The organism is Ensifer adhaerens (assembly GCF_002940685.1).
GTDB classification, from domain to species: domain Bacteria; phylum Pseudomonadota; class Alphaproteobacteria; order Rhizobiales; family Rhizobiaceae; genus Ensifer; species Ensifer adhaerens_E.
On record NZ_PNFP01000006.1, the window covers coordinates 216,231 to 229,646 of the forward strand.

11 protein-coding genes and 1 tRNA gene are annotated in these 13,416 nt (G+C 64.3%); 3 read left to right on the forward strand and 9 right to left on the reverse strand.

The genetic code is table 11. The features are described from left to right. Nucleotides 1-7: 7 nt before the first annotated feature. Nucleotides 8-919 carry a hydrogen peroxide-inducible genes activator gene (locus C1A35_RS13965; protein WP_104664902.1) on the forward strand — a complete coding sequence of 304 codons (912 nt, stop codon included), beginning with the start codon at nt 8-10 and terminating at the stop codon, nt 917-919. Nucleotides 920-932: 13 nt separating this feature from the next. Here the strand turns inward: C1A35_RS13965 and C1A35_RS13970 are convergent, their stop codons facing one another. The 5 genes from C1A35_RS13970 to C1A35_RS13990 all read right to left on the reverse strand — a co-directional run bounded on the left by C1A35_RS13970 (nt 933) and on the right by C1A35_RS13990 (nt 6,358). Next, the gene (locus C1A35_RS13970; protein WP_104664903.1) at nt 933-1,808 is read right to left on the reverse strand and encodes a dienelactone hydrolase family protein; all 876 of its coding nucleotides are present in this window, start codon (nt 1,806-1,808) and stop codon (nt 933-935) included. 122 nt (nt 1,809-1,930) lie between these two features. Next, on the reverse strand, nt 1,931-2,959 hold the full coding sequence (gene adhP / locus C1A35_RS13975; RefSeq protein WP_104664904.1) for an alcohol dehydrogenase AdhP: 1,029 nt from the start codon (nt 2,957-2,959) through the stop codon (nt 1,931-1,933). A 191-nt stretch (nt 2,960-3,150) separates the two neighbouring features. Next, nucleotides 3,151-3,567 (reverse strand): MAPEG family protein, encoded by a 417-nt coding sequence (locus C1A35_RS13980; protein ID WP_104664905.1) that lies wholly within the window; start codon nt 3,565-3,567, stop codon nt 3,151-3,153. A 97-nt stretch (nt 3,568-3,664) separates the two neighbouring features. Then, on the reverse strand, nt 3,665-5,167 hold the full coding sequence (guaB, locus tag C1A35_RS13985) for an IMP dehydrogenase (protein WP_104664906.1): 1,503 nt from the start codon (nt 5,165-5,167) through the stop codon (nt 3,665-3,667). Nucleotides 5,168-5,371: 204 nt separating this feature from the next. Next, on the reverse strand, nt 5,372-6,358 hold the full coding sequence (locus C1A35_RS13990; RefSeq protein WP_104664907.1) for an MBL fold metallo-hydrolase: 987 nt from the start codon (nt 6,356-6,358) through the stop codon (nt 5,372-5,374). A gap of 188 nt (nt 6,359-6,546) precedes the next feature. Between C1A35_RS13990 and C1A35_RS13995 the strand changes: the two genes are divergently transcribed. After that, on the forward strand, nt 6,547-7,956 hold the full coding sequence (locus tag C1A35_RS13995) for a DHA2 family efflux MFS transporter permease subunit (protein WP_104665067.1): 1,410 nt from the start codon (nt 6,547-6,549) through the stop codon (nt 7,954-7,956). 148 nt (nt 7,957-8,104) lie between these two features. Here C1A35_RS13995 and C1A35_RS14000 read toward each other — a convergent pair whose 3' ends face one another. From C1A35_RS14000 to C1A35_RS14015, 4 genes are all read right to left on the reverse strand, one after another. Next, complete coding sequence (locus tag C1A35_RS14000; RefSeq protein WP_199772930.1) at nt 8,105-9,871, reverse strand: peptidoglycan D,D-transpeptidase FtsI family protein; 1,767 nt, start codon at nt 9,869-9,871, stop codon at nt 8,105-8,107. Nucleotides 9,872-10,172: 301 nt separating this feature from the next. Next, nucleotides 10,173-10,553 (reverse strand): VOC family protein, encoded by a 381-nt coding sequence (locus C1A35_RS14005; RefSeq protein WP_104664908.1) that lies wholly within the window; start codon nt 10,551-10,553, stop codon nt 10,173-10,175. Nucleotide 10,554: 1 nt separating this feature from the next. After that, nucleotides 10,555-11,292: an RlmE family RNA methyltransferase gene (locus tag C1A35_RS14010; RefSeq protein ID WP_104664909.1), complete on the reverse strand. Its 738-nt coding sequence runs from the start codon at nt 11,290-11,292 to the stop codon at nt 10,555-10,557. Then, nucleotides 11,289-12,878, reverse strand: a complete 1,590-nt coding sequence (locus C1A35_RS14015) for a Ppx/GppA phosphatase family protein (protein ID WP_104664910.1) — start codon at nt 12,876-12,878, stop codon at nt 11,289-11,291. The genes C1A35_RS14010 and C1A35_RS14015 overlap by 4 nt, the downstream gene beginning before the upstream one ends. A gap of 317 nt (nt 12,879-13,195) precedes the next feature. Here C1A35_RS14015 and C1A35_RS14020 point away from each other — a divergent pair. Next, nucleotides 13,196-13,269: transfer RNA gene (locus tag C1A35_RS14020), tRNA-Gln, on the forward strand. The last annotated feature ends 147 nt before the right edge of the window (nt 13,270-13,416 follow it).

Here is a 13,416-nt window from a genome sequence, read left to right on the forward strand (position 1 = left end):
TCCTATCATGCTTACTCTTCGACAGATGCGCTATTTCGAGGCGCTTGCCTCCGCTCGCCATTTCGGCAAGGCCGCCGAACTCGTCCATGTCAGCCAGCCGGCGCTCTCGGCCCAGATCATGGAAATGGAAAACCACCTGGGCGTGAAACTGGTGGAGCGCAGCCGCAGCGGCATCTTCCTCACACGCAAGGGCGAGGAAGTGCTGACCCGCACCCGCGCCATCCTCGCCGAAGTGGATCAACTGGAGCTCAGCGCACGCGCCAGTTCCGGCACGCTCGAAGGGCGGATCCGCATCGGTGTGATCCCGACGCTCGCCCCCTATCTCGTACCGCGCCTGGTGCCGCACCTGCGCCGCGTCTATCCGGCGATCGAGATCGAATTGAAGGAGTGGGTGACATCAAGGCTAGTCGCCGATCTCGGCGAGGGCCTGCTCGATGCCGTCGTCGCCGCCTTGCCGATCGAAACCGACGGCCTCTTGACCAAGCCGCTCTTTTCCGACCGCTTCTACATGGCGATGGCGGACGACGAGCGAAACATCCTGATGTCGCCGCTGACCGAAGACCAGGTGGATGTCGAGCAGTTGCTTCTGCTCGAGGAAGGCCACTGCCTGCGCGACCAGGCACTCGCCGTCTGCAGCACCGCGGGCAAGCGGCGCCTCGTCTCGTTCGGCGCGACGTCGATGACGACGCTCCTGCAGATGGTCGCCAACGGCATGGGCATGACACTGATCCCCGAGATCGCGATCGCAACCGAGGCGGCCCGCAACTCGATCCGCATCGTGCCCTTCGCCGCACCCGAGCCGGCGCGCGAGATCGGGCTTATCTGGCGGCGCAGCAGCCCGCGCGAGCGCGACATGGAGGCGCTCGCAGCGGCGATCAGCGGCTGCGCCGACGACATCCTTCAGGCGGCGGCGGCCTGAGCAGGACCAAGCTTTAGGCGAGCTTGGCTTTCAGGAACTCCACCGTCCGACCCCAGGCGAGATCGGCGGCCGCCTTGTCGTAGCGGGCAGCCGAGGTGTCGTTGTTGAAAGCATGGTTGACGCCATCATAGACATAGATGGTCGCGTCCTTGCCATCGTCCTTCAACGCCTTCTGGTAGGCTTCGATACCGGCATTGATGCGCTCGTCGAGCCCGGCATAGTGCAGCAGTAAGGCGGCCTTGATCTTCGGCACATCCTCCGCCTTGGGCTGGGCGCCGTAATAGGCGACGCCGGCCTTCAGATCCGGCGAACCGACCGCGAGCCGATTGACGAGACCGCCGCCCCAGCAGAAACCGATGGCGCCGACCTTGCCGGTCGATTGCGCATGTCCTTCGAGAAACGCCACCGTCGCAGCGGCATTCGCCGTCGTTGCGGCCGCATCGAGCGCGCCGATCATCTCGCGCGCCTTGTCCTCGTCGGTCGGCGTACCGCCCGCAGGCGACAGGAAATCCGGCGCCAGCGCCAGGAAGCCTTCAAGCGCCATCCGCCTGGCAACGTCGCGGATATGCGGATTGAGCCCGCGGTTCTCGTGAATGACGATGACGGCCGGCAGCTTGCCGCTCACCTCCGCCGGGCGAACGAGGTAGCCCTTCATGTCGCCGCCGGCGCCGGGATAGGTAATGTCCTCGGCGCTGACGCGGCTATCGCTTGGGGCGACGATTTCCGCCTGGGCGCCGTTGGCGGCCAGCAGCGGCGCGATCGCGGCTGCCGCAGCCGCGGAGCCGGCCAGGCCGGTAAGCTTTTCCATGAAACGACGGCGATCGAGGGTCAGATGCGTGTACTCGTCATAGGCATCGATCATCGCCTGCGTAATCTTCGGCTCCTGCATGTCAGCCTCCTTCGGTTCCTATCTCCCGCGGCGGCAGACAGAACCGCCCGCGACAGAATAAGTCGGCGGGCGGGATCGAACAGACAAACTTGCGTTACCGCTTCGTGTTTCCTCCTGAGCGGTCAGCCGTTGAGATCGAGCACGATGCGGCCGTCGATCTTGCCCTCCTCCATGCGCTTGAAGATCGCGTTGATGTTTTCGATCTTGTCCCAGGCGAAATGCGAGGCGACCTTGCCCTCCCCGGCGAATTCGAGCGATTCCTCCAGATCCTGGCGCGTGCCGACGATCGAGCCGCGGATGGTGATGCGCTTCAGCACGGTGTCGAAGATCGGCAGGCACATCTGGCCCGGCGGCAGGCCGACCAGCGCCATCGTCCCCTTGGAGCGCAGCATGTTGAATGCCTGCTCCATGGCCTTCGGTGCCACCGCCGTCACCAGCGCGCCATGGACGCCGCCGGTCGCCTTTTGCACCTGTTCCACCGCGTCTTTGTCGCGCGCGTCGACGACGAGGTCGGCGCCGAGTTTTCGCGCAAGCTCCAGCTTGTCCGGGAAGATATCGACGGCGGCGACATGCATGCCCATCGCCTTGGCATATTGCACCGCCATGTGGCCGAGGCCGCCGATGCCGGAGATCAGCGCCCATTCGCCCGGGCGTACCTCGGTTTCCTTCAAGCCCTTGTAGACGGTGACGCCGGCGCAGAGGATCGGGGCTGCCGGCCCGAACTCGAGCTTGTCCGGCAGGCGGCCGACGAAATCCGGATCGGCAAGGCCATATTGCGCGAAGGTACCGTTGACGGAATAGCCTGTGTTCTGCTGACTGCCGCAGAGTGTTTCCCAGCCGGTGCGGCAAGGCGTGCAGCCGCCACAGGCGGTGTGCAGCCACGGCACCCCGACGCGATCCCCCTCCTTCAGGCGCTTGACGCCGCTTCCAAGCCTGGCGACATAGCCGACGCCTTCATGTCCGGGGATGAAGGGCGGCTTTGGCTTGACCGGCCAATCGCCGTTGGCGGCGTGCAGGTCCGTATGGCAGACGCCGGTCGCCTCGTATTTGATCAGCACCTGGCCGGGGCCCGGCTCCGGGATCGGCACATTCTCGATCACCAGCGGTTTGCCGAATTCGCGCACCACGGCGGCTTTCATCGTTGCGGTCATCTCGTCCTCCGATGCGTTGTTGTCCAACGTCGACGCAAGACCGCCGCCTCGTTGCGAGGCCCACGGTCACGCTAACGGCAGCAAGACTACGCCCAAAAGCGATGGACGGCATTTGACACGCATCAAGGAGCGGCGAATGATGTGAAAATTGTCTCAGATTTGAGTCAGACGGCGGGCCACAAGAGCCCGGATCAGCTCATCGCCATCCAGACGGCCAGCCACACCCACATGGCAAACAGCGTCGCGCAGCCGCCCATGAACAGCGGCCGGCGATAGCGCAGGCGATTGCTGGTGACATGCACGAAGGCGTGCACATAGCGCAGGGCAACGAACAGCCAGGCGAGAGCGAGGGAGACGATGTTGTCGGCCTCGGTGATGTAGAGCAGCACGCAGCAGACGTGGAAGAGAATCGGCAGCTCGAACTGGTTCGCGATGCTGTTCTTCACCACCAGGCTTTCGCCCGGCTCGTCGCGGTTTTCACGAAACTGGGCCGCCTGCGCCTTGCCGGCGCTGACCAGGCTCATGCGGCGGAAGGAGAGAAGAGCGTAGAGGCAGAAGACGAGAAACACATGGGCCACGATCGGCCAGAAAATCTCGAAACCCGTCATCACGCTACTCCTTACAAAACTCACTCAGTCTGAAAACTTCCGCCCTGAAATGACAGAGGGCGCCGCGAGATCACGCGGCGCCCCCGAATTTTAACAATCAGTGTGCGCCCGGATAGTTCGGGCTTTCGCGGGTGATCGTCACGTCGTGGGCGTGGCTTTCGCGCAGGCCCGCGCCGGAGATGCGCACGAACTGGGCGCGCTCCTGATATTCCTTGATCGTCGGGCCGCCGACATAACCCATGGAGGCCTTGAGGCCGCCGGCGAGCTGGTGCAGCACGCCTGCGACCGGGCCCTTGTAGGGAACCTGGCCTTCGATGCCTTCGGGAACCAGCTTCAGCGTGTCGCGCACTTCCGCCTGGAAGTAGCGGTCTGCCGAGCCGCGGGCCATGGCGCCGACGGAGCCCATGCCGCGATAGGCCTTGAAGGAACGGCCCTGGTAGAGGAACACTTCGCCCGGGCTTTCGTCGGTGCCGGCAAGCAGCGAGCCGATCATGACGGCCGAAGCGCCGGCAGCGATCGCCTTGGCAAGGTCGCCAGAGAACTTGATGCCGCCATCGGCGATCACAGGAATGCCGGCCGCCTGGGCAGCTTCGACGGCGCCCATGATCGCGGCCAGCTGCGGCACGCCGACACCGGCGACGATGCGCGTGGTGCAGATCGAGCCCGGGCCGATACCGACCTTGACCGCATCCGCACCGGCATCGATCAACGCCTTGGTGCCTGAGGCGGTCGCGACGTTGCCGGCCATGATGCGAACCGAGTTCGAGAGCTTCTTGACGCGGGCGACCGCGTCGAGAACGCGCTGCGAGTGACCATGGGCGGTGTCGACGACGATCAGGTCGACGCCGGCATCGATCAGTCGCTCGGCGCGCTCAAAGCCGTCATCGCCGACCGAGATGGCGGCGGCGGCGCGAAGGCGGCCCTGCGCATCCTTGGAGGCGTTCGGGTTCAGCTGTGCCTTCTCGATATCCTTGACGGTGATGAGGCCGACACAACGGCCGTCGCCATCGACGACGAGCAGCTTTTCGATGCGATGGGCGTGCAGCAGACGCTTGGCTTCCTGCTGGTCGACGCTTTCCTTGACCGTGACCAGGTTCTCATGGGTCATGAGCTCGTGGATCTTCTGGTTCGGATCCGAGGCGAAGCGAACGTCGCGGTTGGTGAGGATGCCAACGAGGCGGCCCTGCTTCTGGCCACCGACACCGCCGTTCTCGACGACCGGGATGCCGGAAATGCCGTGCTGCTTCATCAGGCCGAGCGCATCGGCGAGCTTGGCGTCGGGGCCGATCGTCACCGGATTGACGACCATGCCGCTTTCGAACTTCTTGACCTGGCGAACCTCTTCGGCCTGCTCGGCCGGCGTCAGGTTGCGGTGGATGACGCCGATGCCGCCGGCCTGCGCCATGGCGATCGCGAGGCGCCCTTCGGTGACCGTGTCCATTGCCGAAGAGAGGATCGGCAGGTTGAGGTCGATGTCCTGGGCAATGGTGGTCGCGATGTTGGTCTGACCCGGCATGACTTCGGAATGTCCGGGCAGGAGCAGGACGTCGTCGAAGGTCAGAGCCTCCAGACCAGTTGCCGTTTCGATGATGCGCGCCATGGCCAATTCCCTTCAAATAGCGAAAATCCCCGGGGACGGGCTGCGATTTGTCCACCGGGCGACTTCAAAGCGTGTCTTGGAAGTTGGCGAGGGCTCGTAACACGGATATGTCAGGATGAAAATAGCCAAAGCCGGGAAATGTCCCGCCTTCGGCCGATATTTGTTGCAGAGCAGCAATTTCGCACGTTTGGGGCCGGAAACCGCTCAGATATCGAGCTGATAGCTGACGGGGACGAAGCGATAGCCCTCGCCCTGTTTCTCGACGAAACCGACGGCCGGGAACGGCATATGGTAGCCGATGAAGGGTAGCCGCTCGCTGGCGATCATGTCGAAGACCCGACGGCGGGTTTCCGCAGCTTTCGTCTTGTCCATGTCGAAGCGCACTTCCCAGTCCGGGCGTTGCAGCGACAGCACGTAGTGGTTGGCGGTATCGGCCGTCAGCATCATCGCCTTGCCGCCGGAATCCAGGCGAAACACCATGTGCCCCGGCGAATGGCCGAAGGCGGCGACGGCCGCGATGCCGGGCACGACCTCGGCACCGTCGCCGATGAAGGTCGTCTTTTCCGCAAGCGGCACGACCTTTTCGAGCACGGCCTTGTGACCGTTTTCGGCCGGGGTGCCGACCCGTGCGGGATCCTTCCAGAAGGCGTATTCGGCTTCGCCCATCACATAGCGGGCATTGGCGAAGGCCGGTTTGTCGGCCTCCATGAGGCCGCCGATGTGATCGCCATGCATATGGGTCACGACGACAACCGAGACCTGTTCCGCCGAATAGCCGGCGGCGCGGATGCCGTCGAGCAGGCGGCCAGCGCCGGTTTCCCGGCCGCCCTCGCCCATGCCCGTATCGAAGAGCACGACGTCCGATCCGGTATCGACGAGCACAGGCGAGTAACTGTTGAGCAGGGCATCCGTCGGCAGGAAGTTCTGCTGCAGCAGTTCGGCCACCGCCTGCTGCGGCTGGTTTGTGCCATAGGTCTCGTGCGGCTTGTCGCTGACGCGGGTGCCGTCGTTGATGGCGACGACCTTGAAGGCGCCAAGCTTGAGAGATCGGATCGGGGGAGCGCTATTCATTTCCCTGTTTTCCATTTTTTCCTCAGCCACCGCAACGCCCGTCAGCAGTGACGGTGCCGCAAGCACGCCAAGCGTGCCCGCCCCCATCAAGGTGCGACGCTTCATCGATATCTCACGCATGGTCCAATCCCTTTTCCCTGTTGGATCCGTTGCCGGCAAAGGCAACTGGGCCAGAACTAGCGTCTTGACAGCAAAGGCCAGCCGGGATCACAGGCTTTTGATCCGCAATCACCGGTTTCGCCCCGACAAAAGCCATCACCGGCATTATTAGCTTCTGCTTATTGCAGACCGACTCGAAGCGCCGTTTCATGAACCGTATCGTCCCGATGATCCTCGCCGTCGCTCTTTTCATGGAGCAGATGGATTCGACCGTGATTTCCACGTCGCTGCCGGCCATCGCCCGCGACATCGGCGTCGGGCCGATCACGCTGAAGCTAGCGCTGACCGCCTATATGGTGGCGCTGGCGATCTTCATCCCATTGAGCGGCTGGATGGCCGACCGCTTTGGCGCCAAGAAGATTTTTCGCGCGGCGATCCTGGTCTTCATTGCCGGATCGATCTTCTGCGCCATCTCCAACAGCCTGCCCGCCTTCGTCTTTTCGCGCTTCCTCCAGGGCATGGGTGGCGCGATGATGACGCCGGTCGCCCGCCTGGTGCTGGTGCGCGGCACACCACGCAGCGAACTGGTCTCGGCGATGGCGCTTCTGACGATCCCGGCACTCGTCGGGCCGCTGGCAGGACCGCCGCTCGGTGGCTTCATCACCACCTATTTCTCCTGGCACTGGATCTTCCTGATCAACGTGCCGGTCGGCATCGCCGGCTACATCCTCTCCGGCATCTACCTGCCGAAGATGGAGCCACTCGATCCGCCGCCCGTCGATGTGCTCGGGTTCGTGCTCGGCGGCATCGCCGCCTCCGGCATCGTCTTCGGCCTGTCGGTGATCAGCCTGCCGGCGCTCCCTCCCGTCGTCGGCATCGCCTCGGTCCTGATCGGCCTCGTTTCGGCGCTGCTCTACATTCGCCATGCGCGGCGTCATCCGGCGCCGGTTCTCGACCTGAAGCTCTTCCGGGACAACGCCTTTCGTGCTGCCTCGATCGGCGGCACGATCTTCCGCATTTCGGTCGGCGCGGTGCCCTTCCTGATGCCGCTGATGCTGCAGGTCGGCTTCGGCCTCAACCCGTTCCAGTCCGGCCTCATAACCTTCATCGGCGCGGTCGGCGCGATCACCACCAAGTTCTACGCGCGACGGGTCCTGGCCTTTGCCGGCTTCCGTACCACGCTGATCATCGCTGCGATCATTGCGGCGATCACCACCTTTGCCAACGGCTTCTTCACGCCGGAGACGCCCTATCTGGTGCTGATCACCATTCTCTTGATCGCCGGTTTCGCACGGTCGTTCTTCTTCACCAGCGTCAACGCTCTGTCCTTCGCCGATATCGACGATGCGGACGCCAGCAAGGCGACCTCGATGAGCGCGGTGCTGCAGCAGATCAGCCTGGCGCTCGGCGTCGCGGTCGCCGGTGCGATCCTCGAGATCGAGACCAAGCTCAGCGGCGGGCCGCTGCAGCTCGACGACTTCCACATGGCCTTCATGATCATCGCCGGCGCCAACCTGATCGCGGCGATCCCGTTCCTCACCATGGCGAAGAACGCCGGCTCGTCCGTTTCGGGGCACCGGCTGCCGGCGCGCGAAGTCGAAACGGCGGCAGGCAAGTAGTCCGCTCGAACGGCTCCGGCCCACCTGGGCAGGCCGTTTGAAGAGCTTCAATGGATCCGCAAACGTCTAAGCCGCGGCGCGCTCTTTCACGTCTCGATATGTCGTTGCTCGTCGCCCCAAGGCTGTCGCGCACCCTTGTGCGGCTGCCTCAGTAGTTGGCCAGCCACTGTTCGGCGCCCAGATCCCCGAACCGCGGCTTCACCCCGAGAAGGGGTGCTGCGCGACCGATGATCGCCTTGACCATCGGGGCGGCATTGGCGGCGGCCGTCCGCCCGCCATTTTCTCCGGTTTTCGGCGCATCGATGATCGAGAGCACGATGTATTTGGGCTTGTCCATCGGGAAAGCGGCAAGGAAGGCGTTGAAGTTGATGTCCTTGGCATATTTGCCGTTGATGACCTTGTCGGCCGTGCCGGTCTTGCCGCCGACATGGAAGCCTTCCACCTGCGCCCGCCTGCCGGAACCCTTCACGCCGTTCCAGTTGTAGAGGTAACGCATGTCGGCGCTGGTCGTTTCCTTGATTACCCTTTGCGAAACCACCGTCGTCTCCTCCGCCGTGCGTGGCAGGAAGGTCGGGGGGATCAGGTGTCCGCCATTCATCAGCGCCGCAGCGGCAACGGCCGTCTGCAACGGCGTGGTTGCCACGCCGTGCCCGAAGGAGATCGTCACCGAGTTGATCTTCTTCCACGTGCGCGGCTGGGTCGGGATGGCGACCCCCGGCATTTCTGTCTGCATTTTCGACAGCAGGCCCAGTTTCGTCAGGAACTGCTGGTGCCCCTCGATCCCGACCATGTCGGCGACGGCCGCCGTGCCGATGTTGGAGGAGAACTGGAAGACCTCGGGGATCGACAGCGGCCGATTCTTACCCTTGAAATCCTTGATGGTGAAGCCGCCCATGCGGATCGGTCGCGAGGCGTCGACGACCGAATTCAGGTTGACCTTGCCCGCATCCAGCCCCATCGCCAGGGTGAAGCTCTTGAAGGTCGAGCCCATTTCGAACGTGGCGTTGCTCATCCGGTTGAACCAGCCCTTTTCGTACTCCTTGTCGACGCCGCCGCCGGGCAAGGTTCGCGAGGGTTCATTCGGATCGTAGTCGGGCACGGATGCCATGGCGAGCACCTCGCCGGTCTCGGCATCGAGAACCACCGCGCCGGCCGCTTCGGCCTCATAGGCGGTCATCGCGTTCGCCACCACTTCGCGCACGATGTTCTGCACGCGCAGATCGATCGACAGCCGCACGGGCTCGAGCGAGGCATTGCTGGTGAGGCCGACCGCGCGCAGATCGGCAAAGCCCTGCTGGTCTAGATAGCGCTCTATGCCCGCCAGCCCCTGATTGTCGACGTTGACGTGACCGAGAATATGCGAAGCGGTGACACCGCCGGGATAGAAACGGCGTTTTTCCGGGCGAAAGCCGATGCCGGGAATGCCGAGCGCCAGAATGTCCGACTGCTGCTTCGGGGTGAGCTGGCGCCGCAGCCACTGGAATGCCGAACCGGACTGGAGCTTGCGGTGCGTGTCGCGCCAGTCGAGATTGGGGATCACGGTCGCGAGCTTCTCGACGACCTCGTCGGCGTCGACGATCTTGCGCGGCTCGGCATAGAGCGACATCGTGTTGAGATCGGTCGCCAGCAGGTGGCCATTGCGATCGACGATATCCGGCCGCGAGGCGATGACATGGCCGCCGCCGCCGATCGATGCGGTATCGGCCGGTTCGGCAAAACCGTATTGCACGAGACGCCCGCCGACCACGAGGAAAACGACGGCAAAGCCGGCGATCAGGATCCCCACGCGCTGCCGCGCCTGGTTCCTGCGGCCCGCGCTGGTGCCGATGATGACCCCCGGCTTGCCGGCACCATTCCTCTTTACAGAAAAATGCGCGCGGCTTCTGAGCCGAACGGCAAGCGAAATCATCGACATCCAGGGCACTTCCACATGCAGGCCAACCGAGCACGTGCTCGCCCCGTCGCCAATCGTCGATCGGCAGCCAGCGCTCGGTGGAATTTAAAACCTTAGGAGGTCCTAATGGACCAGAGAGTACCACCAGAGTTGCACTCAACTGGTTAATGGCAGATTAACCACGATGCGCCGTCCATGGGGGATTGGTTTTGGGCTGGCGATCAGGGGTGCGGCCAATCGGCACAATCCGGCTCCCGGCGCGTAGCGCCAGCGCGGCTTCATCCTTCGGAAATCGCTGGAAATTCGCCGCCCGGGAGCGGGATTACTCCGGTCGCTCGCAGACGGCGGCGATCTTGTTGCCGTCGTGATCGCGCACCCAGGCGCCGTAAAAATTCGCGTGAAAGGGGCGCAGACCCGGCGTGCCTTCGTCCGTTCCGCCATGGGCAAGGGCTGCCGCATGAAAAGCGTCGACGGCGGCCCGCGTTTCGGCCGCAAGCGCGATGCTCACGCCATTGCCAAAGGTAGCGGGCGCGCGATCAAACGGCGTCACCACCCAGAAGCGGATGCGCTCGCCCTGAGCACCATAGCCGATCTCGGTCTCATCCTGCCGCTGCCGGTGGTAGCCAAGCGTCGGCATGACCGCATCGTAGAACGCGCCGGCGCGTGTCAGATCGTTGCTGCCGACAGTGACATAGAGCAGCATGCTACTCGGCCGCCTCGTCTTCGGTTTCCGTCTCACTGCCGGTCTTCTGGCGTCCCTTGAAGCCCTTGGCGAGCAGGAACATCTCGACCGATTCGGCGCGTGACGATGCCGGCTTCACGTGGATGACCTGGCGGAAATTCTGCTTGAGCATGTTGAGCAGCTCCCGCTCGGTCCCGCCCTGGAAGGTCTTCGCCAGGAAATGCCCGCCCTCGGCAAGCACGTCGACGGCGAAATAGGCGGCGACCTCGCACAGATGCATGGTGCGCAGGTGATCGGTCTGGCGATGGCCCGTCGTTGGCGCCGCCATGTCGGAGATCACCAGATCAGGCGTGCCGCCAATCGCTTCCCTCAGCTTGCCCGGCGCTTCAGGGTCGAGAAAATCCATCTGCAGGATGCGCACGCCCGGGAGCGGATCCACTTCGAGGAAGTCGATCGCCGCGACGCGCGGATCGGCATCGGTCGAATTGGTGACCTTGGCGGCAATCTGCGACCAGCTGCCGGGGGCAGCCCCAAGGTCGATGATGCGGCGCGCACCGTTCAGGATCTTGTGCTTCTCGTCGATCTCCAGGAGCTTGAACGCCGCGCGGGCGCGGTAGCCCTCGAGCTGGGCACGCTGCACGTAGGGATCGTTGATGTGGCGCTCGATCCAGCGGCGGGAGGACGCCTTGAGCTTGCCCTTCTTGACCTTCTGGCCAAGCTTGCGGCCGCTGCGGTTGCCGCCGACAGGGGGTTTCGTCATGGCTTGTTTCCTTCCTGGCTGCCGGAGGCATTGGAGCCGCGCTGGTGGCGGCGCGGCCGCGAGCGGCGCCAGGCGCCATCGTCCGCCATCATATCAGTGAGCAGGCCTTCGCGCAGGCCACGATCGGCGACCCGCATGCGGGTCGACGGCCAACGCCGGCGGATCGCTTCGAGAATGGCGCAGCCGGCAAGCACCAGATCGGCGCGATCAGGCCCGATGCAGGGATTGGCGGCGCGCGCGTCGAAATCCCAGGAGAGAAGCCGCGCCTGCATGGCCGAGACTTCATCATCCGTCAGCCAAAGGCCATCGACGCGGCGGCGATCATAGCGCGGCAGGTCGAGATGCACGCCGGCAAGGGTGGTCACCGTGCCTGACGTGCCGATCAGGTGAAAGCCGCTGCCCGACGTGCCGTTCGCCAACGCTTCCACCGGCGGGCTGTCGAAGCGGGAAAGCATGCCTTCCACTTCCTGCACCATCGCCTCGAAGCTTGCCGGCGTCACATGCTGGCCGCCATGGCGTTCCGACAGCGTGACGACGCCGACCGGCAGCGAGGTCCAATGGGTGATGTGGTTGGCAAGCCGGTTCGAACGCGAATCACCGATGCGGATGACGGCAATCTCGGACGAACCGCCGCCGATATCGAAAAGCACGACCGAACGCGTCTCGCGATCGACCAGCGACGAGCAGCCGGAGACGGCAAGCCGCGCCTCGGTCTCGCGGTTGATGATCTCGAGCTCGAGACCAGTTTCGCTGGCGACCCGCTCAAGGAAGGTTTCGCCGTTTTCAGCGGCACGCGCGGCCTCGGTCGCGATCAGCCGGCTGCGACGGATCGTGCGGGCGCCGAGCTTCAACGCGCAGACCTTCAGCGCCTCGACGGCGCGCTCCATCGCCTCGTCCGACAGCCGGCCGCTGGCGCCGAGCCCTTCGCCGAGGCGAACGATGCGCGAGAAGGCGTCGACCACCCGGAACTGGCCGGGACGGGTCGGCTGCGCGATCAGCAGACGGCAATTGTTGGTGCCGAGGTCGAGCGCGGCATAGAGCGGTGCCGGCGGCTCGTTGGCGGCGACATAGGGGGCGCGCGGCTGATCGCCACGGTTGGCCGGCCGCGGCTGTGCAGCCGCCGGGCCGCCGCCGGTGGGCGAAGCCTGCCGCGCATTGCCACCGCCATCGGCTGCGCGCTGCGGCGCTGGCTGGCGCTCGCCGCTCGTAAGCGGACGCCCCTGGAGCCCGCGGCGATGCCTGGCCTTCTTGCTGCGCTTGTGGCCCTTGCGTTCGCCAAGGGTCGGGTCGACCACCTGAACGCCGCTGCCCTGCGACGCGGATCCGGCCTGAGCCTGCTGTTTTGCTGATTTCGAACGCCGCCGCCGCTTGCGCTTGCGCGCCGGCTCCGTTTCGTTCGCTCCTGCGGGACGCCCTGCCAAGCCGGCTGTGCCGGGCTGGCTGGCAATTGCAGACGGCGAAGCAGACGACTTGCGTCGTTTGCGCTTGCCCTTGCCGTTGCGCGGACCGAGCTTCGATCCATCACCGCGGCCTGCTGCCGACGCCCCGGATTCAGACGGCGTATCGCCGTGATCGGGGTCTTTCACTTGTTTCAACCATGGCGCCGCGCAAGCCGTTAAGGCCGCTCAAGGCGCTCTCTCGATTTTTCGTTGGCGCGACTGTACCAGCGCGGGCACCATTCGCCAAACTTTTTTTGAAAACCGGCTTGTGCACAATACGTTGGCGGAACGGCACACGCACCGCCACACAACGGGCTTCACCGTTACCGGCCAGTTCACATCGCTGCAGCCGCAACGATTTTCACAGCCCGCGCGATTTTTTTTGCAAAAGGTATTTGCATCGGCCCCTGATTTGTTTATAAGCCCGCCAACCAACCCGACGGGCTTCGCCCCGAAGGCGGCTTTGGGGAATAGGTTAACGGTAGACCCACGGACTCTGACTCCGTTAGTCCTGGTTCGAATCCAGGTTCCCCAGCCAACTCTCTCCTTTGTGTTTATTTTCAATTACTTAACTGGACGCCTCCTACGGCAACCGGAACGGTTTTCCGGATCACAGCTGCAGACGGATGGCGTAAGCGATGTGGAGCCGATTGCGGACTGGCAGCTTCTGGAAGTAGAGCAGCGA

Bases quoted from the DNA above. Each gene is read 5' to 3' on its own strand.
- guaB (WP_104664906.1), bottom strand. From the start codon at position 5,167: ATGGCGCGCATCATCGAAACGGCAACTGGTCTGGAGGCTCTGACCTTC.
- C1A35_RS14005 (WP_104664908.1), bottom strand. From the start codon at position 10,553: ATGCTGCTCTATGTCACTGTCGGCAGCAACGATCTGACACGCGCCGGC.
- C1A35_RS13995 (WP_104665067.1), top strand. From the start codon at position 6,547: ATGAACCGTATCGTCCCGATGATCCTCGCCGTCGCTCTTTTCATGGAG.
- C1A35_RS13990 (WP_104664907.1), bottom strand. From the start codon at position 6,358: ATGCGTGAGATATCGATGAAGCGTCGCACCTTGATGGGGGCGGGCACG.
- C1A35_RS14000 (WP_199772930.1), bottom strand. From the start codon at position 9,871: ATGTCGATGATTTCGCTTGCCGTTCGGCTCAGAAGCCGCGCGCATTTT.
- C1A35_RS13965 (WP_104664902.1), top strand. From the start codon at position 8: ATGCTTACTCTTCGACAGATGCGCTATTTCGAGGCGCTTGCCTCCGCT.
- adhP (WP_104664904.1), bottom strand. From the start codon at position 2,959: ATGACCGCAACGATGAAAGCCGCCGTGGTGCGCGAATTCGGCAAACCG.
- C1A35_RS14010 (WP_104664909.1), bottom strand. From the start codon at position 11,292: ATGACGAAACCCCCTGTCGGCGGCAACCGCAGCGGCCGCAAGCTTGGC.
- C1A35_RS13970 (WP_104664903.1), bottom strand. From the start codon at position 1,808: ATGCAGGAGCCGAAGATTACGCAGGCGATGATCGATGCCTATGACGAG.
- C1A35_RS13980 (WP_104664905.1), bottom strand. From the start codon at position 3,567: ATGACGGGTTTCGAGATTTTCTGGCCGATCGTGGCCCATGTGTTTCTC.